This window comes from Streptomyces sp. NPDC055254 (genome assembly GCF_053606025.1).
Window position 1 is genome coordinate 274423 of the sequence record NZ_JBSGQV010000004.1, and the last position, 18227, is coordinate 292649.

At 73.1% G+C, this 18227-nt stretch carries 14 protein-coding genes; 12 read left to right on the forward strand and 2 right to left on the reverse strand.

Annotated features, from left to right (window positions below):
- Nucleotides 1-33: 33 nt before the first annotated feature.
- Nucleotides 34-813: a hypothetical protein gene (locus ACWFQ8_RS06650; protein ID WP_453785093.1), complete on the forward strand. Its 780-nt coding sequence runs from the start codon at nucleotides 34-36 to the stop codon at nucleotides 811-813.
- 303 nt (nucleotides 814-1116) lie between these two features.
- On the opposite strand, the gene ACWFQ8_RS06655 is transcribed toward ACWFQ8_RS06650, so the two are convergent.
- The gene (locus tag ACWFQ8_RS06655) at nucleotides 1117-1299 is read right to left on the reverse strand and encodes a hypothetical protein (protein ID WP_453785094.1); all 183 of its coding nucleotides are present in this window, start codon (nucleotides 1297-1299) and stop codon (nucleotides 1117-1119) included.
- A 191-nt stretch (nucleotides 1300-1490) separates the two neighbouring features.
- On the opposite strand from ACWFQ8_RS06655, the gene ACWFQ8_RS06660 reads away from it, so the two are divergent.
- From ACWFQ8_RS06660 to exaC, 4 genes are all read left to right on the forward strand, one after another.
- Entirely contained in the window at nucleotides 1491-4613 is a 3123-nt protein-coding gene (locus ACWFQ8_RS06660; RefSeq protein ID WP_453785095.1) for a DEAD/DEAH box helicase, read from the forward strand.
- Between the two features lie 3 nt (nucleotides 4614-4616).
- Nucleotides 4617-5948 (forward strand): SWIM zinc finger family protein, encoded by a 1332-nt coding sequence (locus tag ACWFQ8_RS06665; protein ID WP_453785096.1) that lies wholly within the window; start codon nucleotides 4617-4619, stop codon nucleotides 5946-5948.
- 218 nt (nucleotides 5949-6166) lie between these two features.
- Nucleotides 6167-7453: a GAF domain-containing protein gene (locus tag ACWFQ8_RS06670; RefSeq protein WP_453785097.1), complete on the forward strand. Its 1287-nt coding sequence runs from the start codon at nucleotides 6167-6169 to the stop codon at nucleotides 7451-7453.
- Between the two features lie 55 nt (nucleotides 7454-7508).
- Nucleotides 7509-9032 carry an acetaldehyde dehydrogenase ExaC gene (exaC, locus tag ACWFQ8_RS06675; protein WP_453785098.1) on the forward strand — a complete coding sequence of 508 codons (1524 nt, stop codon included), beginning with the start codon at nucleotides 7509-7511 and terminating at the stop codon, nucleotides 9030-9032.
- A 271-nt stretch (nucleotides 9033-9303) separates the two neighbouring features.
- On the opposite strand, the gene ACWFQ8_RS06680 is transcribed toward exaC, so the two are convergent.
- The gene (locus tag ACWFQ8_RS06680) at nucleotides 9304-12243 is read right to left on the reverse strand and encodes a tetratricopeptide repeat protein (protein ID WP_453785099.1); all 2940 of its coding nucleotides are present in this window, start codon (nucleotides 12241-12243) and stop codon (nucleotides 9304-9306) included.
- Between the two features lie 79 nt (nucleotides 12244-12322).
- Between ACWFQ8_RS06680 and ACWFQ8_RS06685 the strand changes: the two genes are divergently transcribed.
- The 7 genes from ACWFQ8_RS06685 to ACWFQ8_RS06715 all read left to right on the forward strand — a co-directional run bounded on the left by ACWFQ8_RS06685 (nucleotide 12323) and on the right by ACWFQ8_RS06715 (nucleotide 18094).
- A complete protein-coding gene (locus ACWFQ8_RS06685; RefSeq protein WP_453785100.1) occupies nucleotides 12323-12685 on the forward strand; it encodes a carboxymuconolactone decarboxylase family protein in 363 nt (120 codons plus the stop codon).
- A complete protein-coding gene (locus tag ACWFQ8_RS06690; RefSeq protein ID WP_453785101.1) occupies nucleotides 12682-13956 on the forward strand; it encodes a GNAT family N-acetyltransferase in 1275 nt (424 codons plus the stop codon). Before ACWFQ8_RS06685 ends, ACWFQ8_RS06690 begins: the two co-directional genes overlap by 4 nt.
- A 68-nt stretch (nucleotides 13957-14024) precedes the next feature.
- Complete coding sequence (locus ACWFQ8_RS06695) at nucleotides 14025-14282, forward strand: hypothetical protein (protein WP_453785102.1); 258 nt, start codon at nucleotides 14025-14027, stop codon at nucleotides 14280-14282.
- Nucleotides 14279-15064 carry a VOC family protein gene (locus tag ACWFQ8_RS06700; protein WP_453785103.1) on the forward strand — a complete coding sequence of 262 codons (786 nt, stop codon included), beginning with the start codon at nucleotides 14279-14281 and terminating at the stop codon, nucleotides 15062-15064. The genes ACWFQ8_RS06695 and ACWFQ8_RS06700 overlap by 4 nt, the downstream gene beginning before the upstream one ends.
- 99 nt (nucleotides 15065-15163) lie before the next feature.
- Nucleotides 15164-16390: a glycosyltransferase gene (locus ACWFQ8_RS06705; RefSeq protein WP_453785104.1), complete on the forward strand. Its 1227-nt coding sequence runs from the start codon at nucleotides 15164-15166 to the stop codon at nucleotides 16388-16390.
- Nucleotides 16387-17124: an SAM-dependent methyltransferase gene (locus tag ACWFQ8_RS06710; protein WP_453785105.1), complete on the forward strand. Its 738-nt coding sequence runs from the start codon at nucleotides 16387-16389 to the stop codon at nucleotides 17122-17124. Before ACWFQ8_RS06705 ends, ACWFQ8_RS06710 begins: the two co-directional genes overlap by 4 nt.
- A 100-nt stretch (nucleotides 17125-17224) precedes the next feature.
- Nucleotides 17225-18094: an alpha/beta fold hydrolase gene (locus tag ACWFQ8_RS06715; protein ID WP_453785106.1), complete on the forward strand. Its 870-nt coding sequence runs from the start codon at nucleotides 17225-17227 to the stop codon at nucleotides 18092-18094.
- The last annotated feature ends 133 nt before the right edge of the window (nucleotides 18095-18227 follow it).

An 18227-nucleotide genomic window follows, 5' to 3' on the forward strand; every position in this document is an offset into this window, starting at 1 on the left:
GGTGCGCCGACGGGTGAGCGACCAGGAGGCCAGGTGTCCGACGACGAGGGTGGCGGCTCGCTTTACGTGCTGACCGCCGTGCTGCTGACTCCGGCGCAGTTCCCGGGCGTCCTGGGCGACGACTTCCCCGAGGCCTGCTCGGTGCTCGGGGTGGAGCCGGCCGGGGAGGGCTACGGGCTGGTGCTGGGCCAGGACGAGGACGGTGCGCGCTGGACCGTCGTCGTGGACGACGTCTCGCTCGTCGCGACCGCCATCGCCTCCTGGGACTGCGGGATGGACTACGACCTCTCCCCCGACGAGCGCACGATCGTGGTCTCGCTGGCGGGCTGGCCGCTGGACCTGTCCGTGGCCGCCTCCGGAATCCCGGAACCCCACGATCCGGAGCAGGGCGCGGACGGGACGGGCCGGGTGCCGCTGGCACCGCCCGCGGCCGGCGCGTGGGGACCGGTGCAGCGGCGGATGGGCGCCGACCAGATCGCCCGCGAATGGGCGGACTGGCGCGAGCGCGAGGCGAGGGACGGCGGGGCCGCGGCCGCCGCGCACCCCGGGATGGCCCGGGTGCTGGCGGAGGCCCTGGAGTACACGCGGACCCCGCCCCCACCGGGCCGAGTGCGGTCCTCCTTCGCCGCGGAGGGCTCCCGCACGCTGCGCGCGGACGGGCCGGGCTGGTCGCTGGTCGCCCGAACGGGTGACGCCGCGTTCGTCCTGCTGGACGAGGAGCCCGGCGAGGTGCTCGCCGTCCCCCGGAAAGGGGATCCGGAACTGCCGGACCTGCTGGCCGCGCTGGACCGCGTCGCGGTCCGCCCGGTCTGAGTGCTACGACGGCGCGAAGGCGCAACGGCGGCGTCGACGCTCCGCCGGACCGCGCCGGGGTGCCGCAACGACGCGGAGGCAGGCGCGGCGGCGTCGACCGCTCCACCGGGCCGGGCGGGCTCCGGCGGCTTCCGCGCGCGGGCATACGCGCACCCGTCGAACCGGAGGGCGCAGACGCCTACGCGGCCACGCCGCCGCCGGGCCACGGCTCCGCGAAGGGGCTCGCACCGGAGCCCGTGCCCGCCCGCGCGAGCACCGAAGCGACGGCGGCGCGGGCGCTTCGGCCGGACGCCGACGCAGCCGTCAGCGGCCTATCTGCTTCCTCGACGCGCTCCGCAGGCGACGCCGCTGGGAGGAGTCCAGCAGGAAGTAGGCGGCTACCGGCACACCGATCAGGACCAGCAGTCCCGCCCAGAACCCGACCGCCCAGAAGAGCACGATGGCTGCCACGACTCCGGCAACCGCGACCTTTCCGCTCGTGGACATCCGCGGACACCTCTCTCTGCCGTTGACACACCCGATCACGCACTCCTACAACGCGCCGGCGCGGCCGCTCGTTCCCGGGCACCCGATCGGCGTCCGAAGTGACCCGGGTCACGGCCCGGCCCCGCCCGGTGGAGGCTTCCCGTGAGGTAATCTCGGCCGCCCCATCGCCGGTAGTCAAGTTTGAGGAATGCGTGCTGCACGAGATCCCCGGCCTCATCCGCCACTCCGCCCTCTTCCTCCCCTCCGAGCCCGCCCGGAGCGGCCGGATCGCCTTCTGGCGGCCCGACGGCAAGACCCCCGGGGCCACGCCCGGAGCAGGGGCGGAGGCAGGGACGGAGTCCGGGTCGGGACCGGGGTCCGCGTCGGGCTCCGGATCGGGCTCCGGATCGGGCTCCGGATCGGGCTCCGGATCGGGATCGGGACCGGGGTCCGGGCCGGGCACCGTCGAGGAACTCACCGTCGTCACGGCCGACCTGCGACGGATCACGGTGTCCGCGCTCGTACTGCCCTTGGCCGACGCCCTGCCCCTGCTCACGCGCGCCCGCGCCGCCGCCGAGTCCCGCCTCCCGCACGCGGCCGAAGGCACCGGGGCGGCGTCCCCCCGACGCGACGCCGCACCCGGGCACGGCCGCGAGCCCGGCCCCGGCTCCCTCGCGTTCTGGGGGGCGGCCACCCTGCTGGCCCTGGGGTTCGCGGCCCGCGGGCTGCTGCTGCCCGGCCTCGGTCCCGTCGGCCACGACGCCTGGCGGATCGGTCCCCTCGACGCGGCCGACCTCGACGCGATCCGCGCGCTGGCCGCCGCCATGCCCCCGGAGGCCCACTGCGTCCCGCTGAACGAGGAGGGTCCGCCCCGCCTACCCGCCCCCCAGCCCCTGCTCCGCGCCTTCCTCGACGCCGTCGCCGACACCCTGCCCCGCTCGCCCGCCGCGTCCGCCGCCGCCGGCGGGCCGGCCTTCGCCGACCCCGCGCCCCGGCTGCGTACCGATCTGCGCGGCTGGGCCGCCGAGGTGGCCGCGGGCCATGACTCCGGGGTGCGCATCTCCCTGCGGATCGAACTCGACCGGCCCGCCGAGGAGGCACCCGCCTTCCGGGCCGTCCTCCAGATGCACAGCCTGGCCGACGCCGCCCTGGTCGCCGACGCCGCCGACGTCTGGGCGGGATCCGGCGCCGCCGCGGCAGCCTTTCCGTCCGGTGCCCGGATGGACGCCCTGCGCGCCCTGCGCCGCGCCGCCGGCCTGTGGCCGCCGCTGGGCCCGCTGCTGGGTGCCCCCGTTCCCGATGCCGTCGCACTCGCCGACGAGGAGGTCACGGAGCTGCTCGGGAGGGCATCCGCCGCCCTGGCCGCCGACGGGGTCCAGGTGCACTGGCCGCGCGGTCTGGCCCGCAGCCTCCGCGCCCACGCCGTAGCGGGCTCCCCGGACCCGGCCGATCCGGCGCACCCCGCCGGGCACGGCCCCGGCGGCCTCCCCTCCGGCCTGCTCTCCCCCGGCGCCCTGCTCTCCTTCAGCTGGCACCACGCCCTCGGCGACCAGGACGATCTCACCCGCGCCGAGCTCGACCGCCTCGCCGAGTCGAAGCGCCCGCTGGTCCGGCTGCGCGACCAGTGGGTGCTGATCGACCCCGCCGAAGCCCGCCGGGCCCGCGCCCGCCAGGAGGTCGCGGTCCCGGCCGCCGACGTGCTGGCCGCCGTACTGACCGGCTCGGCCGAGATCGACGGCCGCCGGGTGGAGGTGGCGGCGGCCGGCGCCCTGGAGCGGCTGCGCGCCCTGTTGTCGGCCGACCCGGAAGACCTTGCGGGAGGTACCACCCGTACCGACGACGACCCGGCCCCCGAGGCGCCGCCCGGCCTGCGGGCCACGCTGCGCGACTACCAGCTGCGCGGCCTGCGGTGGCTGATCCGCATGACCTCGCTCGGTCTCGGCGCCTGCCTCGCCGACGACATGGGCCTGGGCAAGACCGTCACCCTGATCGCGCTCCACCTGCACCGCAACCGGCCCGGGGCCCCCACCGCCGGGCCCACGCTCGTGGTGTGCCCGGCCTCCCTGCTGGGCAACTGGCAGCGGGAGATCGAGAGGTTCGCGCCCGGGACGCCCGTACGCCGCCACCACGGCCCGGGGCGCGACCTGACGGACCTCGCCGCCGCCGGCGCCGAAGGCACCGGGGGCTTCGTCCTGACCACGTACGGCACGATGCGCGTCGACGCGCCCGAACTGGCCGCCGTCCCCTGGGGCCTGGTCGTCGCGGACGAGGCGCAGCACGTCAAGAACCCGCGCTCCTCCACGGCCAGGGCCCTGCGCACCGTCCCGGCCCCGGCCCGTGTGGCGCTCACCGGCACCCCCGTCGAGAACGACCTCTCGGAACTGTGGGCGGTTCTCGACTGGACCACTCCGGGGCTCCTCGGCCGCCTCGGTACCTTCCGCGCCCGCTACGCCGAGCCCGTCGAGAGCGGCCGCGACCCGCTGGCGGCGGCACGGCTGGCGGCGCTCGTACGCCCCTTCCTGCTGCGCCGCAAGAAGTCCGACCCCGGGATCGCGCCGGAGCTGCCGCCGAAGACGGAGACCGACCACGCCGTCACCCTCGGCAGGGAGCAGACCGCGCTGTACGAAGCCGTCGTGCGCGAGACCCTCGCCGCCATCGCGGAGGCGGACGGCATGGAGCGGCGCGGCCTGGTGGTCAAGCTGCTGACCTCGCTCAAGCAGATCTGCAACCACCCGGCGCAGTACCTGAAGGAACAAGGCGGCCGATCGGTACCGTCGGGCGGCGACGGCCCCCGCTCCGGGAAGCCGGAGCTCCTCGACGAACTGCTGGACACGATCCTGGCCGAGGGCGGCTCGGTCCTGGTGTTCACCCAGTACGTGGCGATGGCCAGGATCCTGGAGAAGCACCTCGCCGGGCGCGGGATCCCCTCGCAGCTGCTGCACGGCGGGACGCCGGTGCCGCGGCGCGAGGAGCTGGTGGACCGCTTCCAGGCGGGCGAGGTCCCGGTGTTCCTGCTGTCCTTGAAGGCGGCGGGCACCGGACTGAACCTCACCCGCGCCGGACACGTCATCCACTTCGACCGCTGGTGGAACCCGGCCGTCGAGGAGCAGGCCACCGACCGCGCCTACCGGATCGGCCAGACCCAGCCCGTCCAGGTCCACCGCATCATCACCGAGGGCACCGTCGAGGACCGCATCGCCGCGCTCCTCACCCGCAAACGGGCGCTCGCCGACGCCGTCCTCGCGGGCGGCGAGGGAGCCCTGACCGAACTGACCGATGCCGAACTGGCCGGACTCGTGGCGCTGCGCCGCGCCGCACCCGGCCCCGGGGAGTGACGGATGACCCGCCGGGACCCGTACGAGAAGACGTTCGCGGCGCTCCCGCCCGCCCCGGGCCGGGGCTTCGCCCGGACCTGGTGGGGCCACGCCTGGCTGCGTGCCCTGGAGGACAGCGCGCTCGACGGCGAGCAGGTCAGGACGGGCCGCCGGTACGCGCGGGCGGGTGTGGTGGGGGCGGTGTCGGTGCGCCCCGGCGGGCTCACGGCCGTGGTGCGCGACCCGGACGGGACGGCGCACCGGACGGACGTGCTGGTGCAGGAGTTCACGCGGGCGCAGTGGGACCGGCTGCTGGGGCTCGCGGCCGAGGAGTCCGGGTACATCGCCGCGCTGCTGGACCGCGAGGTGCCGCCTGAGCTGGCCGAGGACGCGGCGGCGGCCGGGGTGGATCTCCTCCCCGGGATCGGGGACCTGGATCCGCGCTGCGACTGCGGCGAGTGGGACCACTGCCCGCACACGGCGGCCCTCTGCTACCAGGTGGCACGGCTGCTGGACCAGGACCCCTTCGTCCTGCTGCTCCTGCGCGGCCGGGGCGAGTCGGAGCTGGTGGACGAGCTGGAGGAGCGGAGCACGGCGCAGGCGCAGGCTCCGGTCGAGCCGGCCGACGAGGGGGTGCCGGCGGAGCGGGTGTACGCGGAGCGGGGCCCGGCGGCGGCGCTGCCCCCGCCGCCGGCGTTGCCGGACACACCGGGCCAGCCGCCGACGCTGGACACGGAGTCCGAGCCGGAGGGGCTGGACGTGGACGCCGTGGAGTTCCTGGCGCAGGCGGCCGCGGCTCGGGCGTACCGGCTGCTCGCGGACGCGTTGGCGCCGGGCCACGCCGATCGCGTCCCGGAGCCGGCGCCGACGCTCGCCGTGGATGCCGTACGCCTCGCCGCCGAGGGAGGTGACCTGCGGGTCCGGACCCGGCTGGCGTCGGCCGGCGGCCGGAGCCGGGCGGCCCTGGAACTGGCCGTACGGGCCTGGCGGTTCGGCGGCGCCCCGGCCCTCGCGGCGCTGGAGGAGGACTGGACCCCGGACCGGCGGACCCTGGACCGGGCGCGCGCGGCGCTCGCCGCCGCCCGGGGGGACGAGGAGGCGCCGGCCCTGCGCCGGGTCCGCGCCCGCTGGACGGCGCGGGACGGCGACCGCCAGCTCCGGCTCGGCCGCGAGGGACGCTGGTGGCCGTACCGCCGGGAGTCGGGGCGCTGGGTCCCGGCGGGCCCGTCGGCCCCGGACCCGTCCTCGGCCCTGGCGATGCTGGATCCCACGGACCCCGCTCGGCCCACGGACCCCGCAGAGACCCCTGAGCCCACGAACCCCCCAGATTCCACGGACCTCAACAGGGGCCGCTGAGCCCACGGATCCCACCGATCCCGCAGGTCCCACGGCCCCGGCGCACTCCGCCGATCCGGTCGGCCGGGACGGCTCATCGCTCTCACCGCTCCTCGCGGCCGCCTCGCGAGGAGTTCGGCGCGGACCGACGGCGTACTGGCCGACGCCCTGCTTGCCGGGGTGCCGGGGCGGTACGACGATGGGGGCGCCGCGACGGGGCGGCACCACGGGAGGCTGGCATGGGGGATGCGTCGATGGCGCTGCCGGGCGGGGCCGACCCCGGAGAGCGGACGCGCGAACTGCGGCGGGCGCACGCCGCCTTCACCCGGGACGGGCGGGTCGAGGCACCGGTACGGGCGGTGATCGCGAGGTCCTGGCGGCGGTGCGAGCGGGCCCGGGTGAGCCCGGAGTGCGCGGCACGGGTGGAGCTGGCCGAGCCGGAGCTGCGCTCGTACCGCGAACAGCACGCACTGGCGCGGGTGATGCCGGTGTTCCGGGATCTGGTGGGAGCGTTCGCCGCGCAGGGGGCGCACCTGCTGGCGGTGTGCGACGCGCGGGGCAGCCTGCTCTGGGTGGAGGGTGAACGGGCCACGCTGCGGCGGGCCGAGCGGCTCGGTTTCGTGCCGGGCGCGCGTTGGGCCGAGACGGCCATGGGAACCAATGCCCCCGGTACGGCGGTCGCCGTCGGCGAGCCGGTGCAGGTCTTCGGCGCGGAGCACTTCAGTCGCCGTGTGCACCCGTGGACCTGCGCGGCGGCCCCGGTGCGGGATCCCCGTACCCGTACGCTGCTGGGCGCGGTTGACATCACCGGCGGCGACGGCCTCGCCCACCCCCACTCGCTGGCCTTCGTACAGGCGGTGGCCCGGGCCGCCGAGGCCCAGTTGGCCCTGTTCGATCCCGGTCCGCCGGCCGCCGGTGACACCCTCGTCGCACTGGGCCGGGACGAGGCCCTGCTGGTGACCGGCGGGCGTACGGTGCGGCTGGGACGCCGGCACAGCGAGATCATGGCCCTGCTCGCCCATCACGGCGAGGGGCTGTCGGGCGAGGAGCTGTCGGTCGCCCTGTACGAGGACGAGTCGGTGTCACCGGTCACCCTGCGCGCCGAAATCTCCCGGCTCCGTGGCCTGCTGGGTCCCCGGGCGCCGCTCTCGCGGCCGTACCGCACGCCGGAGCCGCTGGACGCGGACTTCACCGCCGTGATGCGGCAGTTGGCCTCCGGAGCGGTCTCGGCGGCGCTGCAACGCTATCCGGGTGCCCTCCTGCCCGGTTCCACCGCGCCCGGCATCGTCCGGCTGCGCCGCCGCATCGAGGACCAGGCGCGGGCGGCGGTGATCGCTCGCGCCGACGCAGGGCTGCTGACGGACTGGGTGTGCAGCCCGTGGGGCGCGGACGATCCGGAGGTGTGGCGGGCCCTGGCGACGGTGCTGCCGCCCGATGGCCGGCCGGCCGCGCTGGCCCGTGTGCACGCCCTCGACCGCGAACTCGGCGGCGGGCGTGCAACGTATCCGCAACCTGCCCGCTCCTAGCCTCACCGCCAGCGCTGTCCGACCGCGGCCGGCGCCCGGCAAGGGGAGGATCACCATGGCCCGTTACGCTGCGCCCGGTACCGAGGGGGCGCTCATGTCGTACGCGCCGCGCTACGGCCACTTCATCGGCGGCGAGTACGTGGAGCCCGCCGAGGGGCGGTACTTCGCCGATCCCTCCCCCGTCAACGGCCAGACCTTCACGGAGGTCGCGCGCGGTACCGCCGAGGACGTGGAGCGCGCGCTGGACGCGGCCCACGCGGCCGCGCCCGCGTGGGGGCGGACCTCCGTCGCGGAGCGGTCGTCGATCCTGCTGCGCATCGCGGACCGGATGGAGCAGAACCTGGAGGCTCTTGCGGTCGCGGAGACCTGGGAGAACGGCAAGCCGGTACGGGAGACCCTGGCGGCTGACATGCCCCTGGCCGTGGACCAGTTCCGGTACTTCGCGGGCGCCCTGCGCGCGCAGGAGGGCGCGCTGAGCCAGCTCGACGACGACACGGTCGCGTACCACTTCCACGAGCCGCTGGGCGTGGTCGGCCAGATCATCCCGTGGAACTTCCCGATCCTGATGGCGGTGTGGAAGCTGGCCCCGGCGCTGGCGGCCGGGAACACGGTGGTGCTGAAACCGGCCGAGCAGACCCCGGCCTCGGTGCACTACTGGCTGAGCCTGGTGGCCGACCTGCTGCCGCCCGGGGTGGTGAACATCGTCAACGGCTTCGGGGAGGAGGCCGGCAAGCCCCTGGCCTCCAGCCCGCGCGTGGCGAAGATCGCCTTCACCGGGGAGACCGCGACCGGCCGGCTGATCATGCAGTACGCGGCGGAGCACCTGAAGCCGGTCACCCTGGAACTGGGCGGCAAGAGCCCGAACCTGTTCTTCGACGACATCTGGTCAGCGGACGACGACCTCCGCGACAAGGCGTTGGAGGGCTTCACGATGTTCGCCCTCAACCAGGGCGAGGTGTGTACGAGCCCGTCGCGCGCCCTGATCGAACGCGGCCGGTACGGGGACTTCCTCGACGCCGCCGTGGCGCGCACCGAACTGATCGTGCCCGGGCACCCGCTGGACACGGACACGATGATCGGCGCGCAGGCCTCCGAGGAGCAGCTGCGCAAGGTCCTGTCGTACGTGGAGATCGGCCGCAAGGAGGGCGCGAAGGTCCTCACCGGTGGCGAGCGCCAGGAGCTGGACGGCGAGCTGGCCGGCGGCTTCTACGTCCAGCCGACCGTCTTCGAGGGCGACAACCGGATGCGGATCTTCCAGGAGGAGATCTTCGGCCCGGTGGTGTCCGTGACGTCCTTCCAGGACTTCGACGACGCCGTTCGGATCGCCAACGACACGGCGTACGGCCTGGGCGCGGGCGTCTGGACCCGGGACATCAACACGGCCTACCGCGCGGGCCGCGCGATCCAGGCGGGCCGGGTGTGGACGAACTGCTACCACGCCTACCCGGCGCACGCGGCGTTCGGCGGCTACAAGCAGTCGGGGATCGGCCGCGAGACCCACAAGATGATGCTGGAGCACTACCAGCAGACGAAGAACATGCTCGTCTCCTACTCCCCGAAGAAGCTCGGCTTCTTTTAGAGTATGAACTCGGGCGACGCGCCAGTGACGCGGGGTCGATCGTGAATGAGGGCTTTGTGGCGGCTGCGGGGGCGCCCTGGCCGACCCCACCCAGGCAACGCCTGCGCCACTGGTACGTCTGCCGGGTGAACGAAGCCGTTGAGGTGACGCGATGAACGGGCGGGAATCAGTCGCCAAGTGCACTACTTGCAGCGGCGCCGGTGGGCACCCCGTGCGGTGAGTGCCGTTCCACGGATGCTGAACGCCCGGTCGAGGTGCTGGTTGACGGCATTCAAAACGGCTGGTCGGCGGTGGATGCCTCCGGCGGCTCGGGCTCGCTCGCGGTCGGCGGCAGCCCCGTGAGAAAGGTGCGGATCTCGTCGGCCTCGGGGACGGCGAGGGCGGTGTAGAGGTCGAGGGCCTGTCGGGCGTGGTCGTTGGCGAGGTCGATACGGCCGAGGTCGCGGTGGACGCGTGCCAGGCCGTCGTGGGCGCGGGCCTGCTCGGGGCGGTAGCCGAACTCGCGGGCGAGGGTCAGCGCGGTGTCGTGCTCGACCGCGGCCTGGGCGAGGTCGCCCAAGGACCGGGCCGCTTCCGCAAGGGCATTGAGCGACTCGGCCTCGTCTCCGGGAAAGTCGAACCTGCGGCTCAGCTCCAGGGCCTGGCGGTGATGGCGTCGGGCCTCGTCGTAGCGGCCTTGGCGTTGGTACAGCAGCCCGATGTTGTTCAGCACGACCGTCTCACCGATACGGGATCCCGTCTCGCGGTACGCCTGCAGCGATTGCCGGTGGTGCTCGTGGGCGTCCTCGTACCGCCCGTGGCGTCCGTGGACGATGCCGAGGTCGGTCAGGCATCTGGCTTCGCCACCGCGGTCGCCGAGCTTTCGGAAGAGGGCGAGCGACTGCGCGCAGTGGTCGTGGGCCTGGTCGTATTCCCGCCGCCGTCTGAAGACGGTGCTGAGGGCCTGCAGTGCGGCGGCCGCGACGCCCTGGTCGCCGATCCCGCGTGCGAGGTCCAGGGCCTGCTGGTAGTGCTCGGCCGCTTGCTCGTAGGCGCCGTGCCACCAGAAGTGCACCTGGCCGAGATCGATGAGCGTGCGGGCTTCGGCGGCCGTGTCGCCGCTGCGGTGGGCGGCTCGCAGTGCCAGGCCACAGAGGGCCAGCGCGTCGGCCTGGTGGGCGTGGCCCAGCAGGTAGCGGTGCAAGGCGGCGGCCAGTCGGCCGGCATGCGGGAGCCAGTCGTGCTCGGCCGCGTACTGGGCGAACGCCATGAGGTTCGCGCGTTCGCTGTCCAGCCAGGTGATCGCCTCGGCCTCGTCCCGCGGGAGCGGGGCCGAGGTGTCCGGCGCGGGGATGCGCGGCCTACGGTTCTTGTCCTCGGGGTAAAGGTGGTCGATGGCCGCGCACGCGGTGTGGAGATAGTGGTGGAACAGTCGGCCGAGGGCCTCGCGCTGGGCGCCCAATGGTTCCTGGGCGGCCGCAGTGGCGAGCGCGTGTTCGCGGAGCAGGTCGTGGAAGGTGTAGCGGCCTAGCTGTTGCTGGGTCAGGACATGGGCGTCCAAGAGGTCTTCCAGGAGCGTCTCGGACTCCTCCAGCGGGAGGTCCGCCAGCCGGGACGCCGCCTCGGGGCTGATGTCACGGCCCGGCTGGAGCCCCAGAAGCCGGAACATGCGCCGTTGCTCCGGCGTCAGCTGCTCGTAGGACAGCGTGAACGCCGCTGCCACTCCTCGCTCCGAGGTGGCCAGCTCGGAGAGCCTGCGGCGCTGGTCGCGGAGCCGGTCGGCCAGGTACGCGACGGTCCAGCGCGGGCGGTGGTGCAGGCGGGCAGCGGCGATGCGCACGGCCAACGGCAGGAATCCGCACAGCTGCAGGACGTCGAGGACCCCCAGGGGATCGGCGACCGCCCGTTCGCCGACGATCGCCGTGAACAGCTCCAAGGCGTCCTGGGCGAACAGCACGTCCAGGGACAGGGCGTGCGCCCCGTCCAGGTCGGTCAGCCGCCGGCGGCTGGTGATCAGGATGAGGGCCCGAGAGGCTCCCGGCAGCAACTGGCGTACTTGGTCGGCGCCGAGGGCGTTGTCCAGCACGGCCAGCACGCGCCGGCCGGAGAGTTCGGACCGCCACAGCGCGGCGCGATCGGCAACCGATGCGGGTATCTGCTGGGTGGGCACGCCGAGTTGTCCCAGGAGGATCTCCAGCGCGGCACCGGCGTCGAGCGGCACCTGACCGGCGGTGTGCGCCTGCAGGTCGATGAAGAGCTGTCCGTCCGGGAAGTGGTCCGCGAGGCGGTGCCCCGCGTGGACAGCGAGCGCCGTCTTGCCGACGCCGGCCATCCCGTCGATCGCCGAGATCGTCACGACGCCGCCGTTGTTGCCCGACCACAGACGGATCAGGCCGTCGAGCTCACCCTCACGTCCGGTGAAGTCCGGGACGTCATAGGGCAGGAAGTTGATCCCCTGCGGCTTCGCCGGCGCAGTGACGGGCGGCCGCAGATCCGGGGCGTCCCGCAGGATGTCCTGTTCGAGCTTGCCGAACGCGCGGCCGGGGTCCAGTCCCTGCTGATCGGCCAGCGTCGCCCGGAAGGTTCTCGCCACGTCCAACGCGTCGGTCTGGCGTCCGGCGCGGTGCAGGGCGAGCATCAGCTGGCAGCAGAGCCGTTCCCGCAAGGGGTTGGCCGCCGCGTGGACGGACAGTTCGTCGATGAGGTCGTCGTGCCGCCCCCGGGCCAGTTCCAGCTCGGCCAGGCGCTCGACGGCGGTCAGAAGCTGCCCGTTCAGACGCGCTCTGGCGCTCTGGACGTAATGGGCGGCGATGTCGGCCAGCGGCTCGCCCCGCCACAGCGCCAGCGCGGCACGTACCCGGTCCGCGGCGTCCCCGTCCCCCGGGCCGTCGGAGACGGCCGCCGCCTCGGCAATCAGGCTGGTGAACTCGTCCAGATCGAGTTGCCCCGGGTCGGGGGTGATCACGTATCCGGCCGGTCGCGTGGCCAGCATCCCGTCGGCTTCCGAGGCGCGCAGCATCCGTCGGATCGCGGCGATCGTGGTCTGGATCTGCGCGCGGGCGGAATCCGGCGGCAGCGGCCCCCACATCGCGTCGATCAGGCGATCCGTACTGATCGCGGCCCCGGCATGCAGCAACAGGTAGGCGAGCACCGCGCGATGACGGGGCGCCAGAGCGGGGACGTCCGAACCGGGAGCCACGGCCTCCACCGGGCCGAGGATCGTGAACCGCATTGCGTTACTCCCGGGTCAGCAGTGCGTGCATCGAAGAAGCATCGCGAATGTATCAAGATCAACCTGCATGGTTACCGGCATGTCACTCCACACCGTTGAACCGGAGATCGCGACCGGTGAAACCGCAGCTCTGTTCACCGCCGCGCACCGGACCCTGGGGGTCGTCCCCAACCTGGCCCGGATGATGGCCAACAGCCCGGCCGTACTGAAGGGGTACTTGGGCGTCGTCACCAGCCTGAGCGCGGAGGGAACCCTGCCGGCCGACGTGCGCGAGAGCATCGCGTTGCTGGTGGCGCAGGAGAACGGCTCCGACTACTGCCTGTCCGTGCACGCGTTCCGCGGGACCAGGACGGCCGGGCTGAGTGCGGCCGAGGTCGCCCGCGCACGCCGGGGAAGGCCGATGACCCCTGGGCCGCCGCCGTTCTGGAGCTGGCCGCCGTGACGGTCCGGAATCGCGGAACCGGTCCCGACGAGCAATTGTCCGCGGCCCGGCGCGCCGGCCTGTCCGACGGGCAGATCGTCGAGGTCATCGCCCATGTCGCTCTCAACGTGTTCACCAACTACCTCGCCACGGCCGCCCGTGTCGACGTCGACTGGCCGCTCGTGCGCCACACCGACTGGACGGACGTCCGAAGCACCCGAAGCACCCCAAGCACCCCACGTTTTCCGCGTACCCGACCTACGCCCGACTCGACGACGAAGGCCATCACCTTGCCCACATCAGTACAAGTCGATCCGCTCCAGCACGTATCGGCCGCCGAAGCCATCGCGTGGCACCGGGTCGTCGCGGCCTCAGTGGCCCACGACCTGCCCGGAATACCGGCCCCCGACCCCGGACGGATCCACGCCCAGCTCACCCAGCCTGCTCTTGGCAGCCGCCGACTGACCTGGCTGGCCACGGGTGCGGACGGCGCCCCCGTCGGAGTTGCCGGCCTGCGGGTGTTCACCTCCCCGGGCCAGGAGCACCTGGCCGAACTGGAACTCCACGTCGACCCCGCACACCGCCGCCTGGGAACCGGCTCCCTCCTGCTGTCAGCGGTCGTGGCGGCCTGCCGCACCGAGAACCGGCGCAGCCTGATCGCCACGGCCGCGGCCGACGGTCCGGGCGAAGCCTTCGGCGAACGGCGGGGTTTCCGCCGAGCACTGGCCTTGAGCCACCTCGTGCTGCGCCTCGACGAGACGGACCGGGCCGACCTGCTCCGGATCGCCGATGCCGAGCACCCCGGCTACCGGCTGACCGGCTGGACCGGAACGGTTCCCGACGGCCTCGCCGCCGCTTTCGCCGCGGCCAAGAACGCCATGAACGACATGCCCGTCGGTGACCTGGACTACGGCAGCGTGGCGTGGGACGCGGACCGCGTTCGCGCCATGGCCGCGGTGGTCGCCGACCGCGGGGACACGCTGCTGACCGTCGCGGCCGTGCACGACAGCGGCGCCATGGCCGGCTACAGCGAGATCCTGATCCCCCACGGAGCGCCGCCGCGGGTCCAGCAGTACGACACGGCGGTCGTGCCCGAACACCGCGGCCACGGGTTGGGATTGTGGGTCAAGGCCGCCATGGCGCACCGGCTGCGCGCCGAGTACCCCGGCGTCGTCGAGATCGAGACGGACAACGCCGACGACAACGTCCACATGCTGGCGGTCAACCACCGACTCGGGTTCCGCTCCTACCGGCGCACGTGCGAGCTCCAGCTCGACGTGCCCGCGACCTGACTGGGCCCACCTCCGCCTCCACCGCCGCCCCACCCTCACCCCACCTCTGACTCGAAGAAGCGAAAAGCGTGAAGCACGTGCGCAGGTTCATCCCCTACCCATCCGCCGGGCTGAACCGCTCCATCGCCGAGCCCGTGGGTCGCGCGACCCACGACCCGGGCCCGAAGGCCGGGCTCACCGGCCCGTACGCCTACCTGACGCAGTACGTCCCCTCCCGCACTTTCATCAGCCCCGATCCGTCGGTGACCGTCTGCAACGGCCCGATCGGCACGCGGGCAATCGACTCCGGGTCCACCACCCCTCACTTTACGAAGGTGCTGTCGTGAACGTGTCCTCCTCCACCCTCTCCCTGACCGTCGCCGACGTGGACGCCTCCCGTGCGTTCCTGTGCACCCACCTCGGCTACGAAGTGGCCATGTCCGACGACGGCTTCGTGTCCCTGACGCGCGCAGACGCCGCCGTCGATGTCGTCCTGCTCCGCGGAGGTACGGACGTCCTACCGCCCGAGCAACGGGACCAGCGGGCAGCCGGTCTGATCCTGGCGCTCACCGTTACCGACCTCGCGGCGGAGGAGGCCCGGCTGCGCGCGGCGGGCGCCCCCATCACCATGCCGCTGCGCGAAGAGCCGTGGGGTGAAAGGCTGTTCCAGATGACCGACCCGAACGGTGTCGTCGTCCAGCTCGTCGAATGGGCCGCCGCCGGCGTCGATCCGGAGGGCGATGACGAGAGCGGCGCCATGGTCGTGATCACGCCCTCCACCGACCACGTCACCATCTCCCCGAACGCCACCATGGCCGGCCTGGCGGCCCCCAGCCGCGGCAGCATCGAGCTCAGCACCTGGACGGTCACGATGGACGCCGGTGCCACCGGCCCCGAGCACTCCATCAGCCGTGAGCAGGTCTGGACGGTCACCGCGGGTGCGCTGGAGGTGACCTGCCGCGGCCGTACGGTGAAGGTCGCGGCCGGCCGGACCCTGATCCTGCCGCCGGACTGTCTCCGCCGGATCCACGCCCCGGAGCAGGCCGAGGCCCACGTCTCGATGCCCGCCGACGGGGTCGCCTCCGTTCCCGGCACCGAGGGCACACGTGAACTGCCCTGGGCCCGATGACCCGAGAGACACGGTTGATCACTCCCGCTGCCTCGCCGAACTGGGTGCAGGGTGAAGACCGTACGATTCGCTGGACCAAGGAAACAGGAGATCCAAGAAGTGCGTGTGCTGTTGTCGACCTATGGGTCGCGTGGGGACGTCGAACCGCTGGTGGGGCTCGCGGTGCGGTTGCGGGAACTCGGTGCGGAGGTGCGGGTGTGCGCCCCGCCGGACGAGGACTTCGCGGAGCGGCTGTCCGGAATCGGTGTGTCCGTGGTGGGCGTCGGCCAGTCCGCGCGCGCGCTGACGACCGCGGCGCCGCCGCCGTCGAAGGCCAATCTGCCGCAGCGCGCAGCTGAATTGATTGCCAGTCAGTTCAGAGTGATCCCCTCGGTGGCAGAGGAGTGCGACGTGCTGGTGGCGACGGGGGCGATGCCTGCCATCGCCGGGGCGCGGTCGGTCGCCGAGAAACTGGGCATCGGGTACGTGTCTGTGACCTTCCAGCAGCTGACGCTGCCCTCGCCGCAGCGGGCGCCGCTGGCGTACCCGGGGCGGCCGTTCCCGTCGGAGGTGACCGACAAGCGGTCACTGTGGGACCTGGACGCGCAGAGCATCAACGCGCTGTTCGGTGAGGCGCTGAACACCAGTCGGGCGTCGATCGGGCTGCCCCCGGTGGACAACGTCCGCGACTACTCCTTCGGTGACCGGCCGTGGCTGGCGACGGACCCGGTGCTGGATCCGTGGCTGGAGACGCCGGGCCTCGACGTCGTCCAGACCGGCGCGTGGGTGCTGCCCGATGAGCGGCCGCTCCCGGCGGAGCTGATGGCCTTCCTGGGGGCCGGCGCGCCGCCCGTGTACGTGGGCTTCGGCAGCATGGCCGTGCGCGGAGGCGAGGAGGCTGCCCGGGTGGCCATTGAAGCGGTCCGCTCGAAGGGCCGCCGGGTCCTCGTCGGGAGCGGCTGGGCGGAACTCGGTCTCATCGATGACCGGGACGACTGCTTCGCCGTCGGCGAGGTCAACCACCAGCAGTTGTTCGGACGAGTGGCTGCCGTCGTGCACCACGGCGGCGCGGGTACGACGACGACCGCCGCTCGGGCCGGCGCTCCACAGGTGGTGGTACCCCAGCTGGCGGACCAGCCGTACTGGGCCGCCCGGGTGGCCGAGCTGGGCATCGGCGTGGCTCACGACGGCCCGACGCCGACCTTCGAATCCCTGTCAGCCGCACTCAGGACGGCGCTGACCCCCGAGACCGAAGCAAGGGCCAAGGCCGTCGCCGACACGATCCGCACCGATGGGGCGGAAGTGGCCGCGAAGCTGCTGCTCGACGGGGGGCACCCGCGCCGGTGAACCGCGAACAGATCTCCATGATCGCCCATGCCAACCACCCGATAAAATCTCCGCTCGACGACGACTCGGTCGGCCGGCTGCTCGAGCACGCCCTCCCGCGGGGCGACGAGCGCGTGCTCGATCTCGGATGCGGCACGGCGGAGTGGCTCCTGCGCGCCCTGGCGCCGCGCCCGCACCTGCACGCCGAGGGCGTCGACATCTCCGAAGCCTCCCTGAGACAGGCCCACCAGGCAGCGGGCCGACTCGGAGTCGACGGGCGCTTGGTCCTCCACCAACAGGAAGCCGCGGACTTCGGCTCCGCGCAGCCGTTCAACCTGGTGATCAGCGTCGGTGCCGCACATGCCTTCGGCGGTCTTCTCCCCACCCTCGCGGCGGCCCGCAAGCACCTGGCTCCCGGCGGCCGCGTTCTGATCGGTGAGTCGTTCTGGGACCGCGCCCCTTCACCAGCGGCCGTCGAGATGTTCGGTGACCTCGCCGACCTGGCGACCACGGTGGACCGCGTCGTCGCCGACGGATGGACCCCCGTCCACGGCCACATCAGCACCCGAAGCGAGCTGGACGCCTACGAGTGGGCCTGCTGGGGCTCGCTGGCCTCATGGGCTCTGGACCACCCTGCCGACCCAGCCGCCGCACAGCTGCTGGAGACGGCCACCGCCCAGCGTTCGCAATGGCTGCACGGCTACCGGGACAGCTTCGGCTTCCTCTGCCTGGTCCTGCGTCAAACATCGGATTGATCACACAGGGCTGCCGGCAAATCCCTTCGTCGGGCCTGGATGCCCAGGGTCGACCCGCTGGCCGCCGCTGAACCTCGGCGGCCGGAAAGTGAGTACACAGATGCAACCGACTTTCGTACTGGTTCACGGAGCCTTCGCGAACTCCTTCTCCTTCGCTCCCCTACAGGCCGAACTCGGGCTCCTCGGGCACCGTTCGGTCGCCGTCGACCTGCCCGGGCACGGGTTCCAGGCGACCTTCACCCGCGCCTATCAGTCACCGCAGGACCCCGCAGGGTTCGCCGCCGCGCCTGGCTCGATCAAGGGCGTCACGCTCGCCGACAACGTCGCGCACCTGATCGGGATCCTCGAACGGGCCAAGCGGAACGGCCCCGTGATCCTCGTCGCCCACAGCCGCGGAGGTATCACGGTCACGGCCGCAGCCAACGCGCGTCCGGATTTGATCGACCGCATCGTCTACGTCTCGGCCTGGTGCCCGGTCCACCTTGGTGTCAACGACTACTACGCCGAGCCGGAGATGGCCACGGTCGACCCCGCAACCTTCGCTTCGGCGCTGGCCGGGAACCCCGCCGACCTCGGCCTGCTCCGCGTCAACTTCCGCACGGCGAACCCGGACGCGCTCGCGGCGTTCAAGGCGGCCTTCCTCGCCGACGGCACCGACGAGCAGTTCCTCACCTTCCTGAACACCTTCCAGCCCGACGAGAACCTTGACGTCGGCGGCTTTGACGACCGGGCGCAGGCCGCGACCTGGGGCCGCATCCCCAAGACCTACATCCGTCTGGCCGACGACACGAGCCTGCCCCTCGCCATACAGGACCGCCTGATCCGCGAGGGCAACGAGTTGACTCCTGACAACCCGTACGACGTCCGCACGCTGGAGGGCAGCCACCTGCAGTGGCTGGTCGCCCCCGCGCCGGCGGCCCGTGTGCTGGGCGAATTCGCCACGCTCCCGGCTACGTCCGCTCAGGCGTGATCGCAATGGCGTGAGCCGTTCGGTCGGAGATGACCTGACGCCGTGCCGCGTGCGCGGTGGTGAGCGCGTCCCGGGGGTCTGCGACGCGGTAGCCGTTGATGGCGAGGAAGGACAGCGCGCCGGCCCGCAGGCG

Bases quoted from the DNA above. Each gene is read 5' to 3' on its own strand.
- ACWFQ8_RS06715 (WP_453785106.1), top strand. From the start codon at position 17,225: ATGCAACCGACTTTCGTACTGGTTCACGGAGCCTTCGCGAACTCCTTC.
- exaC (WP_453785098.1), top strand. From the start codon at position 7,509: ATGGCCCGTTACGCTGCGCCCGGTACCGAGGGGGCGCTCATGTCGTAC.
- ACWFQ8_RS06655 (WP_453785094.1), bottom strand. From the start codon at position 1,299: ATGTCCACGAGCGGAAAGGTCGCGGTTGCCGGAGTCGTGGCAGCCATC.
- ACWFQ8_RS06680 (WP_453785099.1), bottom strand. From the start codon at position 12,243: ATGCGGTTCACGATCCTCGGCCCGGTGGAGGCCGTGGCTCCCGGTTCG.
- ACWFQ8_RS06685 (WP_453785100.1), top strand. From the start codon at position 12,323: ATGTCACTCCACACCGTTGAACCGGAGATCGCGACCGGTGAAACCGCA.
- ACWFQ8_RS06665 (WP_453785096.1), top strand. From the start codon at position 4,617: ATGACCCGCCGGGACCCGTACGAGAAGACGTTCGCGGCGCTCCCGCCC.
- ACWFQ8_RS06670 (WP_453785097.1), top strand. From the start codon at position 6,167: ATGGGGGATGCGTCGATGGCGCTGCCGGGCGGGGCCGACCCCGGAGAG.